Source organism: Candidatus Palauibacter sp. (genome assembly GCF_965261555.1).
In the GTDB taxonomy this organism is placed as follows: Bacteria; Gemmatimonadota; Gemmatimonadetes; order Palauibacterales; family Palauibacteraceae; genus Palauibacter.
The window spans coordinates 1,836,588-1,858,471 of record NZ_OZ253465.1; the positions used below are offsets into that span (position 1 = coordinate 1,836,588).

The following is a 21,884-nucleotide window of genomic DNA, read 5'->3' on the forward strand; positions in this document are numbered from 1 at the left end:
GGGAGCGTTCGAATATGGACATCGGAATCTCGTCTCGTATCGGGTCCGTGAACGGGCCAGCGGCGCGGCGGAACCGCGCCGTCGTAGCACGCTGAGAGGACACCCCGCGCGGGTCCGACGTTGAAGAAGAGATACGTCGTGCGGCGGGAGCCGTCAGGGTTGCTGGTCGAGCCTCCGGCCGAGGAGCGCCTCGATCCCGGCGACCTCGACCTCGTAGCGGAACTGACCCGAGACGAGATCGACCTCCGCCTGCGTAAGCGTGATCTGCGCGTCCTGAAGCTCGAGGATGGTTGCGAGGCCGAGCTGGTACCGCTCCTGCACGACCCGGAGGCTCTCTTCGCTGAGTTCGACGGTCTGCTCCGCGAGATCCACTCCCGCGAGCGCGGACTGGGCCGTCGCGTAGCGCGCGTCGAGCAGCGAACTGAGGTTCAGCCGCTCGGCCCGTTCCTGCTGCCGGGCCTGATCCGCCGCGGCCCGGGCGCGGAACACCTGCGTCTCGCGCTGGAAGCCGTTGAAGAGGGGATAGCTGCCCGAGATGCCGATCGACCACGAACGGTTGGAGGGCGGGAAGTCCTGATTCGCCCACCCGTAGCCGCCACCCAGGGAGATCGTGGGGAGGTAGCTGGAGCGCGCGCCCGAGACCGCCGCCTCGGCTGCCTCGACGGCGGCGGAGGCGGCCTGCAGTGAGGGAGCCGTCACATCGGCCATCGCGAACAGTTCGTCGCGCGTGAAGGGGATCGCGGCCATCGCGAGTTCCGCCTCGGCGGTCGGCCCCACGAGCGTTTCCGAGCCGACGACCTCGGTGAGTTCGAAGGTTCGCGTGCGCGCGAGGTTCTGCGCCTCCAGAAGCGCGAGTTGCGCGTTGTTGAGGTCGACCTGCGAGCGGAGGGAGTCCGAGCGCGTCGCCCGTCCCAGCTCCAGCTGCTGTCTGACGAATTCGAGCTGGTCCGCCTGCCGCTGGACGCGGCGTTCCTCGACGGCGACGAGTTCGCGCGCCGCGACGTTCGCCGAGTACGCCTGTTTCACCGCCTGGATGACCTGGAACTCGGCCTCGCGATAGCGGGCGTTCTGCTCCGCCACGCCAAGTCGGGCGCTCTTCAGGTTCGTGAACCGGCTCCAGCCGTCGAAGAGCGTGTATCCGGCCCTGAGCTGAGTGGAGTAGCTCGTCGCGACGATCCCCTGGCTGAGCGCGTCGAGCCGTCCGGTGGACGAGTTCGAGTAGCTGAAGCTCGCACTCAGATTCGGAAGGAGCGCCCCGTAAGCGCTCAGCCGGTTGTGCTCGGCCATCTCGATCTGCGAGTAGGCCTGGAGCAACTGCGGGTTGCGGCGCAGCGCGATCTCGACCGCTTCGTCAACCGTGATCTGGCGGACGTTGTCGCTTGCCTGTACCTGCGCCTCGGCCATCCGGGGCGACGCTGCCGCAAGCAGAGCCGCCGGCAGCAGGACAAACCCCCATCGACGAAGACCGGCGCTCGGCCGGCCTCCGCACCCTGATCTATGTCGAATGGTCATCGTTTCCTCGCCCCGTGAGGGGCTGATTTGACGTCTCTCGGTTGTCAGTTGTTTCGCTGCGGGTCGTCGCGCCCCTGGGACCCCCGTTCACCGCCGCGCTCTCGCCCGTTCCCGTAGCGCTGCCGCAGCAACTGCCGATAATCCTCACCCTGCTCCTCCGTCAGCGCCGACTCGATCTGCGTCCGGACCGAATCCATCAACGTCCGGTAGCTCCCGCGCAACGTCCGCATCCCGTCGCGGTAGTGATCGAGGAAGCCCTCGATCTGCGACCGTTGCTCGGCAGTCAAACCCAGTTCATCGGCGAATTGCTCGATCGTGGTCTGCCGTCCCCGCGACCCGTCATCGCGATCCCGCGTTTCGGGAGATGTAGTCTCCGCTGGCGGCTCGCCCACGGCTGCGTCGGCGAACAGATCGAGGCGGTCCGCCGCCACGCCGACTGCGGCGCCCGCCGCGAAGACGAGCGTCAGGAGCAGGATCGCCCGGAATCTTGAAGTGTCCATACGCACCCGGTTCGTGTCGCGTTTCAGCGAGTTACGGATTGATGAGCGCGGCCGTCAGCACCGCGTCGCGGCTCGGCTCGACAAGGTCGATGAGCAGCGCGGGCGGGGCTTCGGCATCCGGCGCCAGCGAGCGCACCAGCCCGACCGGCTCCGGATCCACGTCTGCGGCGAACGCGGGCGCATCCGGCAGGGAGATGCGGTACAACAGAACGCCGGCCGCAACGAGCAGGCCCGCGGCCAGCGGCGCGAGCGCCGCGGACCAGCTTGCCGTCACGTCGAGCCAGGAGAGGGGCCGCCGCTCGAACAGCGCCTCCGCCGCGGCCATCACGCTCCGGCGCAGACGGCGCCGCGTGACGTCATCGGGCCGCAGGGGCTCGAGATACTCGGCCCACGCGGGCCCGCGCCCGCCGTCCCGACTCTGATCTCTCCTATTCATCCTCATCTGCTCCTCCGGCGCCGGAGGCGGGCGCTTCGCCGAGAAGGCGGCGCAGCGCGTGCCTGCCGTGATGAAGGTTCGCCCTCGAAGTTCCGACCGCGATCCCGAGAATCTTCGCGATCTCCGCGTGATCGTACCCCTCAAGGTCGTACATCATGACTGCCGTTCTCTGTCGTTCCGGAAGCTGCCCGAGCGCGTCGAGCACCCGCTTCCGGGCGTGCCTCCGCTCGAATTCACGATGCGGATCGTCCCGCGACGCCGCCGTGTCCGTCAGCTCCGAATGGGTCCGCAGAAGCTCACGCCGCCGGAGGTTCAGGCACGTGCTCCTCAGCACGCGATAGAACCACGGACCGAAGCGGCTTCCCGGCCGCAACTGCCCGATCCGCTCGAGGGCGCGAATGAACGCGGCCTGCACCGCGTCTTCCGCGTCCTGCTCGTGGCGCAGAATCGACAGCGCCACCGCGTAGGCCGGGTCCGTGTATCTCGTCACGAACAGGGAAAACGCCCGCGAATCGCCGGCCTGCACGGCCTCTACGAGGCCCGGCTCGTCCGCGCCGGGATCCGGCGGCTCCACAGGTCCGGAGCCGGGGCCGGTCGCGTCGCCCGGCGATCCGTTACGCGTTCGCGTTTCCTCCGCCAAAGGCATCCCCATCGCTTGGGTAACACGCCCTCGATGCCGGCCGTTGCACCGGCTCCGGGCGGCGTTTGCCCCGGCGCTTGTTCCTTCACCGTGGCCGTCGCATCTTCGGCTCCGTGAACAACGAAACGCAAGCCCGGCCCGCCGCCGCCGAAACGCCCGATCGAGCCCACGCTCTGGCGGGCCGAACCCTCATCCAGGAACGCATCCGCGGCATGAAAAAGGTCGTGGGGCGACGGCTCTCGCCCGGCGACATCGTCCTCAGGAAGGCACCTCCCGAAGTGCGGCGCCATCTCTTCGAGGAAGCGTGCGAGCTGTACTGGAACGAGATGAGTTGGGAGGAGATCACCGAAGAGGAACTCATCGGAGACGAAGAACTCACGGAGATGATCTTCCCCGGGCTGCTCGCGCTCATCGACGCGTTCCTTCCGAAGGCTCCGAACGGGGAGCCGGATCGAGACCGCGAGCACCGCGACGTCGTCCACGATTTTCTGGATTGGCTGGCCGCTCGGCTCGTGACCCTGCGCGAGGCGCGGCCCGCCGCGGAGGACGCGAGGGCGCGGAACCTCCGCCAGAAGAATGTGACCGATGCCCTCATCGACCTCATCGCGTTTCGCGTGTGCGCACTGACGACCGACGAGATCGAGACCTACCAGAACGCCTGAATTCCATTCGAAGAAAAGACGGATGAATACGATCGTCTGCATGAAGCGCGTGCCGGACTCGGCCACGCGGGTGAGAGTGACCCCCGACGGCGCGGGACTGGATCCGGCCGGCGTCAAGTATGTCGTGAACCCCTACGACGAGTTCGCGCTCGAGGATGCGATCCGCCGCAAGGAAGAGGCGGGGGAGGGGAAGGTGACGGTCGTCGCGCTCGGCCCCCCGGAGACCGCCGAGTCGATTCGCCAGGCGCTCGCGATGGGGGCGGATGAGGGCATCCTGCTCGCGTGCGCCGGCTCGCACGACGCGCTCTCCGTGGCGCGGGCGCTCGCCGACGAGATTCGCGGTCGCGAATACGACCTCGTGCTGTTCGGGAAGCAGGCGATCGATGACGACAACATGCAGGTCCCGCAGATGGTGGCCGAGTTTCTGGGCCTCCCGTGCGCGACCGTCGTCGTCGGCCTCGAGATCGCCGGAAGGGAGGCGACGGCCCGCCGCGAGGTCGAAGGCGGCCACGAGGTCGTCGAGTTCTCGCTGCCGGCCGTCGTGTCGACGCAGAAGGGGCTCAACGAGCCGCGGTATCCGAGCCTCAAGGGAATCATGGCGGCGAAGCGGAAGCCTCTCGAGGAACGGGAGGTGACGCTCGATGCGCCGACCATCGAATTCCTCCGCCTCGACGAACCGCCGGCGCCGGCCGCGGGCCGGGTCGTCGGAGAGGGGGTGGACGCCGTGCCGGAGCTGGTGCGGGCGTTGCGCGATGAAGCGGGGGTGCTCTGATGCCCGGGGCGCTGGCGTACACCGAGATCCGCGAGGGAACGGTGAGCCGGGCCTCGCGGGAGGCGGTCGGGCTCGCGCGGCGGATCGCCGCGGACGCGGGGGGAGAGACCCACGCCGTCGCGCTCGGTCCTCCCGGTACGGAGGCGGCGGCCGCGCAACTCGCCGGCTTCGGCGCCGACCGTACCTGGGTCGGCGAATGCGAGGCTCTCGCGCTGTGCCAGCCGGACATCGCCGCGGCGGCCATCGCCCGGCTCGTCGAGGCGGGGGACTACGACGCCGTGATCTTCGCGGCGACCGCGCAGGGGAGGGACATCGCTCCGCGCGTCGGTGCGCGGCTCGGACGGAGCGTGGCCTCGGAAGTCATCGAGTGCCGGCGGGAGGACGGCGCCATCGTCGTCCGCCGGCCCATGTACGCCGGGAAGGCGATCGCGACCCTGCGCTTCACCCCGGGTCCGGCCGTGATGACGATCCGGGCCAACGTCTTCGCGCCGGTCGAGGAGAGCGCGGCGGGGCAGATGTCGAGCCTGGATCTCGAGGGTCTCGAGGGCCGGGTGCGGACGACCGCCCTGGAGCAGGGGGATCGCGACCGGCTCGACGTGAGCGAGGCGACGACGATCGTCTCGGGCGGCCGCGGGATGCAGGGGCCGGAGCACTGGCCGCTGCTCGAGGAGCTCGTGGAAGCGCTCGGCGAAGAGGCTGCGCTCGGCGCAAGCCGGGCGGTGGTGGATGCGGGCTGGCGGCCGCATGGCGAACAGGTGGGCCAGACCGGCAAGACCGTGTCGCCCAACCTGTACTTCGCGGTCGGGATCAGCGGGGCGATCCAGCACCTGGCCGGGATGCGCACGGCCAAGGTCATCGTGGCGATCAACCGCGATGCGGATGCGCCGATCTTCGGGGTCGCGGACTACGGTCTCGTGGGGGACGTGTTCGAGGTGCTGCCCGCGCTCACCGAGGCGGTTCGCGAAGCCCGCCAGGGCAGTTGAGTCCGGATCGGCCGGCATGAGTCTCCGGGCCGTGCGCGAGGACATCGCGCGTTGGGCGAGGCAGGGCGACCCCATCGCCATGGCGACGCTCATCGCCGTGCGCCGGTCGGCCCCGCTGCCCCCGGGCGCGCGGTTCGCGATCTCGGCCGCCGGGGAGCTGAGCGGCTCGATCTCGAGCGGGTGCGTGGAGGGCGACCTGCACGAACGGCTCTCCGCGCTGCTGGGCGGCGGCGCGCCGGCCTCCGTCACGTACGGAATCACGGACGAGATGGCCGCGGGCGTGGGCCTGTCCTGCGGCGGGGAGATCGACGTCCTCCTCGACCACTACGATCCCGGCGACCCCGTCTGGCATCGCCTCTGGCAGCTCCAGGAGGCCGGCGCCCCGGGCGTCCTCCTCACCGGCGCGGCGCCGCCCACGCGCTCGCGGCAACTCCTCCTCGAACCGGACCGGTCGATGGGAACGCTCGGGTCCGCCGAACTCGACCGGGCGGCCCGCTCCCGCGTCGACGATTGGCTCGGTAGATCGGACGCCCGGGTCGTCGAACTCGTGCGGGACGATCCGGGCAGCCTCGTCTTCGTCGAGTCCTTCTCCCCTCCCCCGCGGCTCGTCATCGTGGGGGCGACCCCGATCGGGCATGCGCTGTGCGCCATGGCGCACAGCGCCGGCTTCGAGGTCTTGGTCGTGGATCCGCGCGAGGCCTTCCTGCGGCCGGAGCGGTTTCCGGATGCCGCGTCGCTCGATGCGCGCTGGCCGGACGAGGCAATGGCCGCGCTCGATCTCGACCCCCGAACGAGCGTCGTCATCCTCACGCACGACGAGAAGCTGGATGAGCCCGCGCTCGAGACGGCGCTCACCTCCCGCTGCGGCTACATCGGCCTCCTGGGCGGACGCCGGACGCAGCAGCAACGTCGAGCCGCGCTCCTCGCGCGCGGGCTGGACGAGGCGGCATGCGACCGCATCCACGGTCCGGTCGGGCTGCGGATCGGTGCCCGCTCGCCCGCGCAGATCGCCGTCTCCATCCTCGCGCAGCTCATCGCCCTCGACAGAGCGCCCTGACGCCGGCGCGGGATCGCGCCGCCGGTTCAGTCGCGTTCAGTCGCGCGCGCGCCGGATCTTCCACCGATCCACCACGCGCCGCCCCCGCACGACCTCGAAGCGATCGAAGTGCGCGACCGTGAGGCAGGCGTGATTCGGAAGGACGCGGATTTTCTCGCCGACGGCGAACCGCCCGGACAGACGCCCGTGTTCCTGGCTCACGGAGGTCACGCGATTCTCGCTCAGCTCCTGTCCGGACGTGTCGCGGAAGAGGCGGCCGTAGTGAGGCGGGTCGTCCGGCCCCACATCCTTGGACAGGGCGAGCGCGCCGCAGTCCGCGATCGCCCCGCCGGATCCTTGGCGCGCGGAGACGACCGTCGCGAGCACCGTGACCGCGCAGTCGCTCACCGCGCAAGATCCCAGCCGCGTCTGGGTGTAGTCGTAGAGCGCGTAGTTTCCCGGCCGGGCCTCGTCGACCCCCTCCAGCGTCTCGACCCGGCTCATCCCGGGGGTCGAACCGAGCGAGAGCACCCCCGGTTCGAGCCCCGCCGCGCGGAGCGCGCGACCCACCTCGACCATCGCCCGTCGCTCTTCCTCCGCCAGCGCGGCGATGGCGGCGGGCGAACCCGCTCCGTAGGTGTGGCCGGCGTGCGTTAGGCAGCCGCGCAGGACGAGCCGGTCCGCGCGTGAGATCCGCCTCGCGATCTCGACGACCCGGCCGCTGTCGTGCGGGACGCCGGAGCGCCCGTAGCCGCAGTCGATTTCGAGCCATACCGGGAAGGGGGCACCCGCGGCTTCGAGCGCCTCGACGGTCGTGAGGGAGTCCACGGTCACGCCGAGTTCGACGCGCCGGGAGAGCGCGGCCGCCTCGCCGATCCGTGAGAGATTGAGGGGAAAGGCCCACACGATGTCATCGAAGCCCGCCTCCGCGAAAATTCGGGCCTCCGCGAGCGTGGAAACGGCGATGCCCGACGCGCCGCGCGATCGCTGGAGTTCGGCGATCTCAACGCACTTGTGCGTCTTCACGTGGGGGCGAAGCCGAACGCCGAGGGCGTCCGTGCGTTCCTGCATGACCCGGAGATTGTTCTCCAGGACATCGAGATCGAGGACAAGCGCCGGAGTGCGGAGATCGGACAGGTTCGGCGCGTGGGTGGCAGCGTTCCCGGCGTTCACGCCTCAAAGGTAGTTGGGGGATCACCGTTCCGCTAAGTTGGAACTGCCGATCCTGATCACGAACGAAGAGGGTCGCGGGCCGATGGCGGGTCGAGTGACCGCAAAGCCGTAGAGGTCGTCTTATTCACGAAGAGAAGATCTTTCGGATCGGGCCGGAAGGTCGGGTTCCGGACGATGAACCGAGCGACGCGGATGTCGTGACCGCCGTAATCGAAGGCGATCGCGAGGCGTACGGGGTTCTCGTGCGCCGGTACAAGGACGTGCTGTACCGCTACGCGGAGCGCATGACCGGGCGCGCGGACGACGCCGCGGATATCGTGCAGCGCACGTTCATTCGCGGCTTTCGGAGCCTCGACCGCTGCCGTGACCGGGAACGGGTGGGAGGCTGGTTGTTTCGGATCGCCGTCAACCTGTGCAAGGATCAGTTGAAGGGGCGGGCACGGCGGGAGGTGTCGCTGGAGGCGGCCGGCCCGCTGACGGCGACGCGGGGTCTTCCCGAGGCGCGCGCCGAACGGGCGGAAATACGGGAACAGATATACCGGGCCTTGCAGTCGCTGAGCGAAGAACAGCGTGAAGCTTTCGTCCTCAAGCACGTCGAGGGCTGGTCGTACGAAGAGATGGCTGAGAGACTTGGAGCGTCGGTGTCCGCGTTGAAGATGCGCGTCCATCGGGCTCGGGATCAGTTACAGGTGCTGTTAGAGAACTACCGATGAACGACGATCTGAAGCTGTACCTGGATGGAGAAATCGACCGGTCGGAACTCTCGCGGGAGTTTCGCAGGGAAGCCGAGCGGTGGGATGCCCTCCTTTCGGACGTGCGGGATTCGGGGGTGCAGGGAGCTCCGGTCGGACTCGAGTCGAGGGTCATGGCCGAGGTTCGCCAGGAGAGGCGGCGGCCCTTGCCGAGTCTCGTGGACTGGTGGGTGCATCCCCGCTCCGTGCGCGTCCGGCCGTGGCTGGGACTCGCGGCTGCCGCGGTGCTTGCAACGTTCTTCCTCTTGCCGCGGGAGAACGTATACACCGAGCCGGCGGGGGCGGCGACGGCGCTCGTGGGTGAAGAAGTCCACTACGTGCAGTTCCGTCTCGAGGCGCCCGGCGCGGCGTCGGTCCACGTTGCGGGCGACTTCAACGACTGGCAGCCGGAGGTCGCGCTGGCCGATCCCTACGGGACCGGCGTGTGGACCGGTCGGGTGAAGCTCCCGCCCGGCGTGCACAAGTACATGTTCCTCGTGGACGGCGAGACCTGGATCACGGATCCGCACGCGGAACGTTATGTGGAGGACGGTTACGGCAACCAGAATGCCGTGATCGCCATCACGGGCGGCGCGGGCGCCCGCTCGCTGGCCCCCTAGCCAGAGCAGGCAGCCCGTGGCAAGAGCCCTGTGGCGCCGTTCTCCCGCGGCCGTGTGCCTCGGCGCAATCCTGCTCGGGCTCGCGATGCCGCTTGCGGGTCAGGACACGCGCGCGCGCTTCAGCCGTCATTTGGGCGCGGTCTACGCGGCGCGTACCCTTTCCGTCATTGAGGCGGGTGTCCAGGACGGTCTGCCCCGAGGTCTCCTGATCGACAAGGCCATGGAGGGCGTGGCGAAGGGGATGTCTCCGGAGGTCGTCCTCGCCGCCGTCGACACCTTCGCCGCGGAGTTGCGGGATGCGGCGTCCGTCGTCGGTCCGGGGGCGGCGCCGATCGCGCTCGAGAAAGCCGCGGATGCCCTTCGCCGCGGCGTGGGGCGCGAGCTTCTGATGCGGCTGGGACGTGATCGCGCCGATTTTGCTCTCCTGGTCGTCTCCCTCGAGGAGTTGCTGGACGCCGGCGTGGAACGGGGTCTGGCGGAAGATCTCCTGCGTTACGCGGTGGCCGAGGAGTTCGACAGCGATGCGGTCCTCCGACTGCCCGCCAGCGTGAAACTGCTCATTCGGGAGTGCGGCGATGGTCAGCCCGACTCCTGCTGGTCGCAGGCGAGCATGAGGGAGTGCGCCCGCGTGATGCCGACGCGGCCGTGCCCGACTCGAACGCTTGCGGAGGCGGCCCGCTCGGCCGCGGCGCGGCTCCTGCTGGCCCGTTCCCCGCCTCCCCGCAGCTGGCGGATTTCCGCGACACCACACTAGCAGCCCTCCCGGTCTCTGCCGTATACTCTCGGACTTTCCGGCGGCCGAGCCCGCCGACGCAGGGTTTCGCCATGGGCTGCTGGCCCACGGATCTCGCCCGCGGATCTCGCCCACGGATGATGGAGAGGGCCTTGGCAGCCAGAGTGACCGCGGCGGTCACGGGTACCGGGAGCTACCTGCCGCCGGACAGCATCGACAACTTCCAGCTTCTCGCCATGGGTACGCTGCGCGAGTCGTTCGACGCCGGGCAGGCGCGATCCGCGCTCAGGGGTGTCGAGGGTGTCAACGGGCTATCGGCCCCCGAGGTCTTCGATCAGTGGGCCTACCAGTTGACCGGCATCCGGTCCCGGCGGCGGATTCCGCCGGAAAGCGATCTGACGACCGAGGACATGTGTGCCCGGGCGGGGCTCGCCGCGCTGCAGGCGGCCGGACGCGAGCCGGACGAGATCGATCAGCTCTACGTCGCGACCGTGTCGCCCTCCGACGAAGTTCCGAACAGTGCCTGTACCGTGGCGACGAAGATCGGGAATCCACGATTGGGGGGCTTCGCGATCAACGCGGCCTGCGCCGGCTTCGTGTACGGCGTGGGGGCGGCCTGGTCGGCGATCGTCAGCGGCATGGCGGAGCGGGTCCTGGTGGTTTCGGGCGACGCCCTCACGCGCCTCGTGGACTACACGGACGTACGGACGGCCGTGCTCTTCGGCGACGGAGCCGGGGCGGTCGTGCTCGAGCGGAGCGAAACGGACCACGGCGTGCTCGGTCCGATGGCGGCGTCCGGCTGGTTCGCCCGCGACCCGCTGTACCTCGTCGGGCAGAGCTGGCGGGACGATCGGGACCGGATCCCCATTCTCCACATGGAAGGCGGGCCAAGGATCGTCCGCAACGCGATCGTCAAGATGGCCGAAGTGGGCGATCAGGCGCTTCAGAAGGCGGGTCTCGACTGGTCCCACGTGGACTTCGTGATTCCTCACCAGGCGAACGCGCGGATCACGCATGGCCTCGAGCAGAGGCTGGAACTCCCGAAAGGGCGCGTCGTCCACAACATCGTCAACTACGGCAACATGTCCGCCTCGACCGTCGCCGTGACGCTCGATGAGGTCGTCCGCGGAAAGCACGGACCCGTACCGGACCCGGCCACGATCGTTCTCACCTCGATCGGCGGCGGCTACACGATGGCGGCGGCGGTCGTCCGCATCTGATTCGGCGGGCGGTCCGGCCGCCCGTGGCGGAACCCCGCGTCAGGCGGGACTCGCCCACTCCCTGAGCGGAATCACGTCGACGCGATCCCCGGCGCCTATGGCGTCCGTCCCGACGGGGATCGCGAGCAGGCCGTCGGCCAGCATGGACCCCAGGTTGCCCGAACCCTGCGGACCGCTCAGACGAGCCGTGAGGACGCCGGACTCGGCGGATCCGATGAGCACGCGCACGAACGAGAGCACGTCCCGGGGCCCGCGCAGGTCGTGTGCCGCGACGCACTGCAGCGGTCGCCGGCAGGGGCGCGCGAACCCCGCCATTTTGCGGATCGCCGGCCTTACGAGCGTTTCGTACGTGACGAGCGCCGAGGCCGGGTTGCCCGGGACGCCCCAGAAGGGCCGGCCGCCGAGCAGGCCGAAGACGGCGGCGCTGCCGGGGCGCATCCGCAGGCGCCAGAAGGAGCGCTCGAAGCCGAGTTCGTCGAGTACCTGCTTCACATAGTCGTGTTCGCCGACGCTCACGCCGGCCGCGGAGACGATCGCGTCGCAGGCTCCGGCCCGCGCGAGACAACGGTGCAGGTCGTCGGGATCGTCCCGGGCGATGCCGAGCGCCACCGGTTCCGCCCCGGAATCCGCGATCTGGGCGGCCAGCGCGTGCCCGTTCGAGTTCATGATCTTCCGCCCGGCCCGCACCTCGTCGAATTCATCGAAATCCGCGAGTTCATCTCCGTTCGCGAGCACGCCGACGCGGGGTCTCCGGCCCACGTCCACCTGGTCGAGGCCGGCCGACGCGAGCAGCGCCACCGCTGCCGCCCCAAGCTCCTCGCCACGCTCCACCACCGTGTCCCCCTCCTTCACGTCCTCCCCGAGGAAACGGATGTGCCGCTCCCCGTCCGCATCGTCGAATATGCTCACGCGCTCGTCCGGGCCGCCGTCCGTGTGCTCCACGCGGACGACGCCCGTGGCGCCCTCCGGCACCGGCGCCCCCGTCATCACGCGCGCCACGGAGCCGGGCTCCAGCGGCCCGCTCGGAAAGGCGCCGGCCGGGATGTCGTCGGAGATCGGAAGGACCATGGGCCGTTCCGGGCTCGCGCCGCGAACCTCGTCGATCCGCACCGCGAATCCGTCCATGGCGCTGTTGTCCCAGGGCGGGTGCGGGGCGACGGCTTTCGCGTCGCGTGCGAGGGAGCGGCCGAGGGCGGCAGAGAGCGGAACGCGCTCCGTCTCCAGCGGCGACACGGCGTCGAGCACGAGAGCGAGCGCCTCGTCGAAGGAGATCCAGTCCGCGTCGTTCATGTCTCACCGCCGAGAGGATGCGCCACCGAAAGCTAGAAGTAATACCAGATGGAGATGCTGAACTCCGGGTTGTGGCCCCACACGGAACTCTGCGGCGCCGGCGCTCCGGAGGCGTCGAACAGCTCCAGAGTGGTCCCGAAGAGGAATCCGTCCGGAGACGTCACGCGGACCAGGTAGTCGCGGACCTCGAAGCCGATCCCGATCGTCTCCGACGGAAAGATCTCGAACCCCAGCCCCACGAAGATGTGCGGCGCGGTGGAGATGTCGTACCTGAAGGGTTCGAGCGCCTGGTCGGCGAGGAACTCGGAGGCTCCCTCGTCGACCCCGAACACGAAGCCGCCGCCGATGAGCCCGTAGGGGTGGATCCCGTTCCACGTCCGCGCTCCGGTGAGGCCGATCTGCGCGCCGAGGTCGGCCCGCAGCCAGCCCGCGGCGACGGTGTCGACGACCATCGGTCCCGCCGGGTCGAGGACGTCCAGCGTCCATCGGTCCGCCGCCCCGTACGTGGCTCCAAGCTCGAGGGAAAGGGGGCTCGATGCCCGGACGCGCATTCTGGCGCCCGCCACGTTGGTGGGCCCCTGCGCGAACTCGAGCCGCCCCCGGTTCCCCGCGTGGTGGCCCCCGAAAAGGCCGACGCGGAAGCCCTTCTCGCGCCAGCGGAAGGGTGAATCGATGCGTTCGGCCTGCGCCTCGAGCGTCGCCGGAACTCCGGCGAACAGGGCGAGGCCGACGACGAGGATCAGTCTGTTTGACACTGGGTCGACGCGGATTCCATATCTTGGATGAGTCGGATCTCGAACGGGAACGGCCCCATCACGAGAGTCTCGCGACGGGGTCGCGGCGCGAGGAATGTAGGTGGAGAACCGGGTCCTAACCAGAAAAACGTTTCGTCGCGGCCGCCTGCGACGCCGGCTTCTCCTGCCGGTCGTCCTGGCGTGTGCGTACGCGCCGCCCCACGCGGCCGCTCAGGTGCGCGAGGTCGTCATCGACGGCGAGGTCTTCCGGAGGACGGCGGACGGCCGTCGGCTGGCCGAACTCGCGCTGCGCACGCCGGTCATCCTCAAGCGTACCGAAGGGATCTGGGCGGAGATCGAGATCGAGGGCTGGGTCCCGTCCGGCTCGGTCGCGCCGTCCACGCGCGAGGGCCACAACGGCGTCATCGCCAGCCGGGGAGGCGAACGTCTCAGGTCCGAACCCGCCGGGTCCGTGACCGGACTGCTCCTCGAGGGCTTCCTCGTCGATCGGCTTGAGGAACGGGGCGACTGGAGCCGCATTCGCCGTTCGGGCTGGGTACGCGAGGCCGCCCTCGGGGCGAGCGACGCGGCCGGTGGCGAAGCCGGCGTCCTGTCCGGCGTTTCGGCTGCGGCGCTGAGCGCGAACCCGGACGACTACGCCGGCGCGACCCTCCAATGGACCGTCCGGTTTCTGTCGCTGGAACGGGCCGAACCGGAACGGATCGACTTCTACGAGGGGGAGCCCTTCCTGCTCGCGCGGGCCCCCGACCCCGGGGACGGCCTGGTCTACATCGCCGTCCCTCCCGACTTGCTGGCTGCGGCCGAAAAACTCCGGCCCCTCCAGACCCTCGACGTGCTCGTGAAGGTCCGGACGGGCCGGTCGGCGCTACTGAGGGTCCCGATCCTGGACCTGCTCGAACTCTACTGAGCCGATTCCGGTCCGGGACCCTCCGCGGGGCCGGGCAGGCGGAGAGCCGCTACCGGTTCCCCTGGTTCCCCTCGCTCTCGGCCTCGTTCAGGAAGGCCTCGGCCTCCATCAGGCCGGCGTGCGCAAGGCCGCTCCAAAGATTTGCGACCCTGGCGTAGGCCTCGGCGGCGAGCACCGCGTCGCCGTTGGCGGCGTGCGCGCGGGCCAGGCCGAGGAGCGAACGCGGCCGGTTCGGCATCCGCAGCAGCGACGTCTCGAACTTCTCGACCGCCTTGTCCGGCATCCCGAGTTCGAGCAGCAGCTCGCCGTAGAGTTCGTGCAGCGGCTTGACCGGGCTCGCGGAGCCGCGCGGCGGCGCCATGCTCATGACCTCCGCCTCGGCCTCGTCCATGAGACCGATGGCCACGTCCGGATGGCCCATCGCGGCGTGCCGGAGCGCCCCGACCTGCTTGTGCATGACGTGCGTGTAGCCCTCGCCGTCCGACAGTTCCTTCAGGGCGGCCTCCGCCTCGGTCACGATCGCCTGGTCGCCCATGCGGTGGGCGCTGAGTCCCGTGGCGAGGAGTTCGTGCGCCGGGGAGTCTTCGGTGATCGGCCTCGTCTCCCACTGCTCGGTCTCGACGATGTAGCGCGCCTTGAGGAGCGAGACCGCGTTCTGCGCCCGCGCGATGCCGGCCGCGCCGCGCGCCCCGCCCGTCGTCGCGAAGCCCTCGTTGTCGACCATGTCCGCGAGCCGGTCCATCCACAGCCGCGCCTTGTCGTAGTCGCCGCGCTGGAGGTCGCCGTACTGGCCCCAGTCGAGCGAGTGCACCGCGTCGCCCACCGCGTCGCCGGGCTGCCACAGCTCCTGCGCCACATCGTAGGCGGACTGGTTGTTGCCGGACACGCGCTCCCACATCCCGTGCTGGATGAAGATGTGCGTCGGCATGTGCCGCGCATGGGAAACCGCCGGCGCGATGTCCGCGAAGGCGTAGGCCGCGTCCAGGGCGAGCGGGGCCATGATCGGATTGTCGAAGGAGTGGATCGTGTAGTGCGCCGCGCCCGGGTGCAGCGGGTTGTCGTTGAACAGCCGTAGCGCGATCGCTCCCGCCATCACGTTCCAGCGCTGGCTCAGGTCGCGCGTCGCCGCCGTCGCGCTGAGGAGGGACAGCGCGTAGAAGGCCGCGATCTCCGGGTCCTCCGGATAGGCCTCGTACAGGTCGCGCATCGCCTCCATGTACCCCACGCGCCGGTCGACGTGATCGGCCTCGCTCCACAGGATCTCGACCGCCTTGATGAAGCCCTTCTCACGGTCGGTCGGCGCCTTGGCCAGCCGCTCCGCGGGTGTGGCGCCCAGTCGCTCGAGCGCCTTGCGCGGATCCGTGGGGTCCATTTGGGAAACGAGCGGGTGGTTATAGGCGAGCGACTCGCCCCAGTAGGCCATCGCGAAGTCCGGGTCCAGTTCCTGTGCCGCGTGGAACTGCTCCCGCGCCTGCTTCCAGCCGAAGCTGTGCAGGATCGCCACGCCCCGGAGGAAGCGCTCCTGCGCCTCGCCCGTCGCGGAGGTCGGGAAGGTGATCGATCCGACCTCGTCGAACTGAGCCTCGACCTGCGCGGGAACCGCCGACAGCATCGCGCCGAGGAGGAACGCCGGAAGCATCATGGACCATCTTTTCATCGTACTATCCCTCTCAGGAAGAAACGCCGGCCTGTTTCGTCCGGCACTGCACTGAAATCACGGTGTCAAAACCGGAAGCGGGCGGCAAGGCGTCATGCCGTGTCGCCGCATCTCTCGCCGCCTCACGCGTCCGGAAGTTCGTAGTCGATCGTCAGCGTGTGCGCTCCGTCGCCATCGACGGCGATCTCGACGGAACCCGTCAGTCCGGTCAGATCGCCGGTCGCCGAACCCGGCACGATCTGTCCGCCCGTCTGTTCGCGGCCGCTCGCGCTCAGCCCCCAGTGCTGCATGACGAACGTCCCCTCCCGTCCGCCGAGCGCTCCCCGCACGACCTCGCGAGCGATGTAGCCCGCTCCGGCGGTGATGTCCGCCACATCCGCCTGGCACATGAGGAGCCGGGCCTCGCTCTCCGCCACGAGGTCCCCGCCGAACCGCTTCAGGACGGTGGCGTGCGAGAGGGTCGGCCCCCCGTCGCCGGACTCGGGTTCGCCCTGATCCCAGCCGGTGACCTCGAAGGAGGCGACCGCGCGCGTCATGCTGTTCTCGCTAGAGCTCCGCGATGGCGGCGGACAGGTTGTCGAGGGCACGCTGCACGAGCGTGCGCGAAGTCGCGATGTTCATCCGCATGTGCCTCTCGCCGCCGGTCCCGTAGCTGGGTCCGTTGTTGAGATAGATACGCGCGTTCTCGGCGAGCCAGCGCTGCAGGACGCTCTCCGGCGACACCGGATCCGCGGCCGTCCGGTTCTCGTAATCCGCCTTCCCCTGCGCGTCGATGCGGTCCATCAACCCGCCCATGTCGAGCCACGCGAGGAAGGTGCCCTGCGCCTTCGTGTACTTCACGCCCGGCACGTTCTCGCGAATGTAGGCCTCGGTGAGGTCGTGGTTGCCATCGAGGTAGACGAGGAGCTGGTCGAGCCATTCATCGCCCTCGTTGTTGGCGGCGCGGGCGGCGTACATGCCCAGCGTGCTGAGGTCCGCCCGCGTGTACTGGCGCAGGCGCGTCATGAAGGAGGGGTTGGTCGAGAAGTACCAGGCGACCTTGTTGGCCGCGAGACTGAAGGTCTTGCTGTTCGATTTGAAGGTGACGCTGTTGTCGACGACCTTCGGATCGAGGCTGGCGAACGGCGTGTACTTCTGTCCCTTCGTCACGAAATCGCAGTGGATCTCGTCGGAGAGCACCGGCACGCGGTGCTCGAGACAGATCTCGCCCATGCGCGTCATGTCTTCCGCCGACCAGCAGTTTCCGGTCGGGTTCTGCGGGTTGCAGAGGATGAAGGCGTGAACCCGCTGAACGCGGCGCTCGAAGTCGTCCCAGTCGATCTCGTAGACGCCGTCGACGACCTTCATCTCGCTGTCCTCGGCGACGTTCCGCGCGAAGCGCAGGTCCGAGTAGAAGCCGTTGTAGGTGGGGGTCGTCATGAGGACCCGGCTGCCCGGAGGCGCGAAGGTGTGCAGTCCCGCGATGATTCCCGGGTGGACGCCCGACGTCCAGACGATCGTCGAGGGGTCGATGTCGAGGTCGTAGCGGCGCTGGTTCCAGGCCACGACCGCATCGGTGAAGGAGCTGTCGCGGTGCTGGTAGCCCCAGTTCTCGTGTGCGGAGCGCTCCGCGATCGCCCGGGTGATGCACGGTGCGGCGCGGAAGTCCATGTCGGCGATCCCCATGCCGACCTCGAGCTCCGGGCCGAACTGCTCGATGGCGCGGTCCCACTTGACGCAGTCGGTCCCGCGCCTGTCGTAGATCTCGTCGAAGTCGAACTCCTCGCGGGCGGCGAGCCCGGCCGGGGCGACACCGGTCGCGGCCACCTCGCTCGCGAGCGCCGAACGCGCGCCCACGGCGCCCAGAACGGCGGTGGCTCCTGTGCTCTTGAGAAACGCCCGGCGGTTCAGACCGTGATTCCGCAGCATTGCACGCCCTCCTCGGATATTTCCCTCGCGGCGGATCGAGGCCGCCCATCCGATTCAGGGTGGTCGAAACGTCCCGCTCAGGCAAGACGGAGGGGCGTCGGGCGTTGCCTCCGGCGGTCGTCACCCGAGGCGCCCGAGGCGGGCCGTACTCTCGGACACGCCGGCCTCAACGCCCGCCTCCCGGTACAGGTCGTGGGCCTCGCGCCACAGTTGGCGGGCCTGGCCGGCCTCGTCGAGCGCCTCGCACAGGATGGCTGCGGACCGCACGGCATTGGCCACATCGAGCGGCGGGGCGGCCGGATCCGCCCGGTACAGCGGCAGCGCCTCCGCATAGCATCGGCGCGCCTTGTCGAGCTCGCCCATCTCTCGGAGGACATCCCCCAGGTGGCGCACCGTGTGGGCGTGAACGAGCCGATCGTCGCCGCGCCGGCAGTGCGGGACGGCTTCGAGGTAGAGGCGCATGGCCATATCGAGCCGCCCCATGTCCCGCTCGATGTTCGCCTGTCCGTGAAGGGCGCGGGCGAGCGCGACGGGGTCCTCGCCGAAGCGGGCGAGCGCCACGGCCGCTTTCATGTGCCGCATCGCCTCGTCCGCCTGCTCCGCGCGCCGCGCCGCCATCCCCTGCCGGACGAGCGACTCGACGACATCCCGGGGCGCATCGCCGCTTTCCGGGGGAACCCCTTTCGACATGGACCTACCCTCCGCGTGGAACGGGAGCCGAGGAATGGCCGGACAGGATCCGCCACCCTCCCGTCTCGTGGACCCACAGCATCGTCACGGCGCCCGCGTAGCTGAACTCGAATCCACCCTCCCCGCCGAGGGTGCTCTCAAAGCGGGACCGCACCTGGGCGAGGCCGGGCGCCAGCGGCTCGATGTCCGTGTCCGAGTACTCCGTCGTGATCCGCATCCCCGGACCGAGATCCGCGAGGGCGGTGCGTACGTCGTCGGCGGACTCGTAGCGCAATTCCCCGTTCTCGTAGAAGCGGAACGCAGGGGACTCCGAATAGAAATTACCCGCTGCCTCCCAGGCCGACGCGATCCCCATGGCGCGGAACTCCTCGAGAGTGGCCGCCACGCTGTCGCGGATCGCCTCGGCGTGTGCTTCGGTCAAGGGCGGGCGAGGCGACTGGCATCCGAAGCCGAGCCAGATGGCAAGGCCGGCCAGACACGCGCCTGACAGCGGGCGCGGGCGATGCGAGCGCGGCCGGAGTCTCAGTTGTCCTCCCGTGCAGGGGTCGATCGATGGTGCGGCCGAGGTTGTGGGCCGCTGCAACGTAAATGGGCCCGGCGCGCCGCGCATGCGGCTTGCGGAGGGTCCTCGGGGGGGTCCAGCTTTGCACCTTCGCACCTCCCACCTCGCCCCAGGAGTTCGATGATGAGGATCTTCCGCAGCCTTCCCGTCCTCTTTGCTCTGGCGTCGGCTGCCGCCGTGCCTCCGCCGCTGGCCGCCCAGGATGAGGAAGAGAAGGCCGGGCTCGACATCTCGCAGGGGTACATCCTGCCTGATGCGACGGTGCAGGATCTCTTCGCGACCGACCCCAACTACGCGACGCTGGACCATGTGAGTCCGGACGGCGACCACTTCGTCGTCCCGCTCTCCACCGAGCTTTCGACGCTGGCCGAGGTGGGGGAGGAGACGCTGCGCCTCGGGATGCTGGAACTCCGGGCGCGCACGGACCGCCCGTGGCACCTGGACATCTACGGCCTGTACGGCTTCCGCTTCTACTCGCTGAGCGCGCGCGCCTTTACGGACGTGGACCTGCCCGAGGGGATCTACGTGAGCGACCTCACGTGGTCGCCGGACGGTTCGCGGCTCGCGTTCCTCGCGCACCTCGAGGAGCGCACGGAGGTCTGGATCGCCGGGACGGGCGACGGCAGCGTGACGCCGGCCGGCGATGTCCACGTGATCAGCTCCATCGGAACCTCGTCGAGGGGCCAGGGATCCGCGCCCTCCCGCATGCTGCAGTGGACGGCTTCAGGTTCGGTCCTCACGCTGGCGGAGCCGGTGGACCGCGGATCTCCGCCGCCGGCTCCGGGGCTGCCGTCGGGACCGACGATCCGCCACACGCGGGCGGAGGCGACGCCGACGCGCACGATGCCCTTCCTGTTGGAAGACGCGCACGGCGCGGACCTGTTCGAGTACCACACGCGCAGCCAGATCGTGGAACTGACGCCCGGCGGGTCGCCGCGAGCGGTCGGGGAGCCGGGCATGTGGGAGTCGCTGTCGGTGAGTCCCGACGGACGTCATGTGATCGCGACGCGGTTGACCCGTCCCTTTTCCTACATCGCGAGCTACACCGGCTTCCCGCGCGTCACCGAGGTGCTCGACGTGGAGAACGGGGACGTGCTCGCCACGCTGGAGGAGCGCGAACTGCGGGAGAGCGGTCGCGGCGGCGGACCGGGAGGCGGGGGCAGCGACCCGCGCGCATGGTCGTGGCGTCCGGACGGGAGCGGGATCTCCTACCTGCACCGCGCGGAGGCCGGGGACGACATGGAGGGCGGGGACGGCGCGGCGGGTGCGGACGAGGACCGTCCCGACCGGATCATGCTGCTGCGCGCGCCGTTCGATGGAGATGCGGAGGTCGTGGCGACGAGCGAGGACCGGATCTCGGACGTCACGTACTCCGCGGACGGCCGCCACGCCTTCGCCGCGGTGCGCCGGGGCGGGGATGCCGGGCTCGTGCACTACGGGCTGGGCGGAAGCGATCCGGAAGGACACACGCTCGTCCCCTTCCACGATCCCGGCGATGCGCTCGAACTCCCGGGTAACCTCCTCACGGCGCGGAGCGGGAACGGGATCGAGTACGCGTGGGTGTCGTCCGATGGGGGCAGCGCCTACCTGCGCGGCGATGGCTGGAAGGAGGATTTCCGGCCGCAGCCCTTCGTCGACCGGCTGTCGATCCCCGATGGGGCCACGGAGCGCCTGTTCGAGGGGTCGCGCGACAGCTTCGACCAGCCGCTGGTCCCGCTCGACGCCGATCTGGACCGCATGGTCGTGAGCCGGGAAGGGAAGAACACGTTCCCGGACAGCTACCTGCGGACCCGGGGCGGCGGGCTGGAGAATCTGACGCGGAACGTGGATCCGTTCCCGCAGCTCACCGCCGCGCGGCGCATCGACTTCGAGTTCACCCGCCGCGACGGGCTCGAGATCCAGGGGCGGGTGTCGCTGCCCGTCGACTACGTCGAAGGCACGCGCGTGCCCGCCATCTTCTGGACCTATCCCCGCGAGTACCGGAGCGAGGACGACTTCGACAACGCGACGATCCGCGCGCGCAACCTCAACGCGTACACGAACGTGACCTGGCTGCGCTGGTCCGACATCTGGCTCACGCAAGGGTACGCGCTCGTCTATCCCGACATCCCGATCGTGGGCGAGAACTACAACGACTACTACATCTCGAACATGGTCGACGGGATGTACGCCGCGATGCGGGCGGTCGACGCGCTCGGCGTCGTCGATATGGACCGGATCGGGCACGGCGGCCACAGCTACGGCGCCTTCGCGACCGCGAACTTCCTCGCCCACACGCCCTTCTTCAAGGCGGGGATCGCGGGGGACGGCGCCTACAACCGCTCGCTCACGCCGATGGGCTTCCAGGCCGAGCCGCGCGATATCTGGGAAGCGCCCCACGTCTACATGGAGATGTCCCCGTTCTTCAAGGCGGACCAGATCAACACCCCGCTCCTTCTCTACCACGGGGCGGACGACAACAACTCGGGCACCTACCCCATCCAGTCGAGGCGCATGATCCAGGCGCTCACCGGACTCGGGAAGACGGCGGCGCTGTTCGAGTACCCCTTCGAGTCGCACACGCCGCGCGCGATCGAGAACAACCTCGACATGTGGGCGCGCTGGATCGACTGGTTCGACCAGTACGTGAAGGGCGTGGGGAAGGACGACGCGCGCACGACGACCGACTCGCCGGGCCCGGGCGAGACCGGGAAGTAGGGGAGCGGCGCCGCCGTGTGGGGAGCGATCATCGGAGACATCGTGGGCTCGGTGTACGAAGGGCGAGGGAAGGGCGCAGCAGCACTTGCACGAAGAGTTTCGTTGGATTGCACCGAGGGTTGCGACATGGCGGGAAGCGGACTCGGCGTCTACGCCCTTCGTGCAATTGGCGGATCTGATGGCTGGAATGGCGGCGTACACCCGTACGAAAGCAAGCATCGTCAAGGAACTGTTTGCCGAGGAATCAGGCGGTCAGATGGACCTTCTTCCTCGCAAGGTTCCGGTCTTGAGGGCAGCAACTCGCACTGACAAAGGCCGAGTGCAGGTCGTGTCGCACCTGTATCGTGAGTATAAAGCTCGCAAACTGGGAGTGTCGCTCAGAACGGACGGATACCTCCGT

Annotated in this window: 22 protein-coding genes; 10 read left to right on the forward strand and 12 right to left on the reverse strand. The window is 69.4% G+C overall.

Going from position 1 to position 21,884, the window contains the following annotated elements; genetic code table 11:
• Positions 1-153: 153 nt before the first annotated feature.
• From ACQY5G_RS07895 to ACQY5G_RS07910, 4 genes are all read right to left on the reverse strand, one after another.
• Positions 154-1,404: a TolC family protein gene (locus tag ACQY5G_RS07895; RefSeq protein WP_428278570.1), complete on the reverse strand. Its 1,251-nt coding sequence runs from the start codon at positions 1,402-1,404 to the stop codon at positions 154-156.
• A gap of 152 nt (positions 1,405-1,556) precedes the next feature.
• A complete protein-coding gene (locus tag ACQY5G_RS07900; protein ID WP_428278571.1) occupies positions 1,557-2,012 on the reverse strand; it encodes a hypothetical protein in 456 nt (151 codons plus the stop codon).
• A 31-nt stretch (positions 2,013-2,043) separates the two neighbouring features.
• Positions 2,044-2,448 carry a hypothetical protein gene (locus ACQY5G_RS07905; RefSeq protein WP_428278572.1) on the reverse strand — a complete coding sequence of 135 codons (405 nt, stop codon included), beginning with the start codon at positions 2,446-2,448 and terminating at the stop codon, positions 2,044-2,046.
• Positions 2,441-3,088, reverse strand: a complete 648-nt coding sequence (locus ACQY5G_RS07910; RefSeq protein ID WP_428278573.1) for an RNA polymerase sigma factor — start codon at positions 3,086-3,088, stop codon at positions 2,441-2,443. Before ACQY5G_RS07910 ends, ACQY5G_RS07905 begins: the two co-directional genes overlap by 8 nt.
• A gap of 212 nt (positions 3,089-3,300) precedes the next feature.
• On the opposite strand from ACQY5G_RS07910, the gene ACQY5G_RS07915 reads away from it, so the two are divergent.
• Genes ACQY5G_RS07915 through ACQY5G_RS07930 form a run of 4 tightly spaced genes read left to right on the forward strand, consistent with a single transcriptional unit; the run spans position 3,301 to position 6,562 of the window.
• On the forward strand, positions 3,301-3,750 hold the full coding sequence (locus ACQY5G_RS07915) for a hypothetical protein (protein WP_428278574.1): 450 nt from the start codon (positions 3,301-3,303) through the stop codon (positions 3,748-3,750).
• A 22-nt stretch (positions 3,751-3,772) separates the two neighbouring features.
• Complete coding sequence (locus tag ACQY5G_RS07920; protein ID WP_428278575.1) at positions 3,773-4,522, forward strand: electron transfer flavoprotein subunit beta/FixA family protein; 750 nt, start codon at positions 3,773-3,775, stop codon at positions 4,520-4,522.
• Positions 4,522-5,505, forward strand: a complete 984-nt coding sequence (locus tag ACQY5G_RS07925; RefSeq protein ID WP_428278576.1) for an electron transfer flavoprotein subunit alpha/FixB family protein — start codon at positions 4,522-4,524, stop codon at positions 5,503-5,505. The genes ACQY5G_RS07920 and ACQY5G_RS07925 overlap by 1 nt, the downstream gene beginning before the upstream one ends.
• Positions 5,506-5,521: 16 nt before the next feature.
• Positions 5,522-6,562, forward strand: coding sequence for an XdhC family protein (locus ACQY5G_RS07930; protein ID WP_428278577.1), 1,041 nt, complete (start codon positions 5,522-5,524; stop codon positions 6,560-6,562).
• A 36-nt stretch (positions 6,563-6,598) separates the two neighbouring features.
• On the opposite strand, the gene ACQY5G_RS07935 is transcribed toward ACQY5G_RS07930, so the two are convergent.
• Positions 6,599-7,714, reverse strand: a complete 1,116-nt coding sequence (locus ACQY5G_RS07935; RefSeq protein WP_428278578.1) for an alanine racemase — start codon at positions 7,712-7,714, stop codon at positions 6,599-6,601.
• A 197-nt stretch (positions 7,715-7,911) separates the two neighbouring features.
• On the opposite strand from ACQY5G_RS07935, the gene ACQY5G_RS07940 reads away from it, so the two are divergent.
• The 4 genes from ACQY5G_RS07940 (at position 7,912) to ACQY5G_RS07955 (ending at position 11,018) form a co-directional block, all read left to right on the forward strand.
• Positions 7,912-8,427 carry an RNA polymerase sigma factor gene (locus ACQY5G_RS07940; protein WP_419860768.1) on the forward strand — a complete coding sequence of 172 codons (516 nt, stop codon included), beginning with the start codon at positions 7,912-7,914 and terminating at the stop codon, positions 8,425-8,427.
• Positions 8,424-9,065, forward strand: a complete 642-nt coding sequence (locus ACQY5G_RS07945) for an isoamylase early set domain-containing protein (RefSeq protein ID WP_419860767.1) — start codon at positions 8,424-8,426, stop codon at positions 9,063-9,065. The genes ACQY5G_RS07940 and ACQY5G_RS07945 overlap by 4 nt, the downstream gene beginning before the upstream one ends.
• Positions 9,066-9,081: 16 nt before the next feature.
• Entirely contained in the window at positions 9,082-9,819 is a 738-nt protein-coding gene (locus ACQY5G_RS07950; protein WP_428278579.1) for a hypothetical protein, read from the forward strand.
• A gap of 131 nt (positions 9,820-9,950) precedes the next feature.
• Entirely contained in the window at positions 9,951-11,018 is a 1,068-nt protein-coding gene (locus ACQY5G_RS07955) for a beta-ketoacyl-ACP synthase 3 (RefSeq protein WP_428278580.1), read from the forward strand.
• Between the two features lie 39 nt (positions 11,019-11,057).
• Here the strand turns inward: ACQY5G_RS07955 and ACQY5G_RS07960 are convergent, their stop codons facing one another.
• Together ACQY5G_RS07960 and ACQY5G_RS07965 are read right to left on the reverse strand one after the other, a co-directional pair.
• Positions 11,058-12,308 carry a molybdopterin molybdotransferase MoeA gene (locus tag ACQY5G_RS07960; protein WP_428278581.1) on the reverse strand — a complete coding sequence of 417 codons (1,251 nt, stop codon included), beginning with the start codon at positions 12,306-12,308 and terminating at the stop codon, positions 11,058-11,060.
• 32 nt (positions 12,309-12,340) lie between these two features.
• Positions 12,341-13,063, reverse strand: coding sequence for a hypothetical protein (locus ACQY5G_RS07965; RefSeq protein ID WP_428278582.1), 723 nt, complete (start codon positions 13,061-13,063; stop codon positions 12,341-12,343).
• A 100-nt stretch (positions 13,064-13,163) separates the two neighbouring features.
• Here ACQY5G_RS07965 and ACQY5G_RS07970 point away from each other — a divergent pair, with 100 nt between their 5' ends.
• Positions 13,164-13,970 (forward strand): hypothetical protein, encoded by an 807-nt coding sequence (locus ACQY5G_RS07970; protein ID WP_428278583.1) that lies wholly within the window; start codon positions 13,164-13,166, stop codon positions 13,968-13,970.
• Between the two features lie 49 nt (positions 13,971-14,019).
• Here the strand turns inward: ACQY5G_RS07970 and ACQY5G_RS07975 are convergent, their stop codons facing one another.
• From ACQY5G_RS07975 to ACQY5G_RS07995, 5 genes are all read right to left on the reverse strand, one after another.
• Positions 14,020-15,627, reverse strand: a complete 1,608-nt coding sequence (locus tag ACQY5G_RS07975) for a tetratricopeptide repeat protein (RefSeq protein ID WP_428278584.1) — start codon at positions 15,625-15,627, stop codon at positions 14,020-14,022.
• A gap of 122 nt (positions 15,628-15,749) precedes the next feature.
• A complete protein-coding gene (locus ACQY5G_RS07980; RefSeq protein WP_428278585.1) occupies positions 15,750-16,163 on the reverse strand; it encodes a DUF3224 domain-containing protein in 414 nt (137 codons plus the stop codon).
• A 10-nt stretch (positions 16,164-16,173) separates the two neighbouring features.
• The gene (locus tag ACQY5G_RS07985) at positions 16,174-17,535 is read right to left on the reverse strand and encodes an aminotransferase class I/II-fold pyridoxal phosphate-dependent enzyme (protein WP_428278586.1); all 1,362 of its coding nucleotides are present in this window, start codon (positions 17,533-17,535) and stop codon (positions 16,174-16,176) included.
• Positions 17,536-17,655: 120 nt separating this feature from the next.
• Entirely contained in the window at positions 17,656-18,225 is a 570-nt protein-coding gene (locus ACQY5G_RS07990; RefSeq protein ID WP_428278587.1) for a tetratricopeptide repeat protein, read from the reverse strand.
• Between the two features lie 4 nt (positions 18,226-18,229).
• The gene (locus ACQY5G_RS07995; RefSeq protein ID WP_428278588.1) at positions 18,230-18,646 is read right to left on the reverse strand and encodes a DUF4440 domain-containing protein; all 417 of its coding nucleotides are present in this window, start codon (positions 18,644-18,646) and stop codon (positions 18,230-18,232) included.
• A gap of 261 nt (positions 18,647-18,907) precedes the next feature.
• On the opposite strand from ACQY5G_RS07995, the gene ACQY5G_RS08000 reads away from it, so the two are divergent.
• Positions 18,908-21,484, forward strand: a complete 2,577-nt coding sequence (locus ACQY5G_RS08000; protein ID WP_428278589.1) for an alpha/beta hydrolase family protein — start codon at positions 18,908-18,910, stop codon at positions 21,482-21,484.
• Positions 21,485-21,884 lie beyond the last annotated feature (400 nt).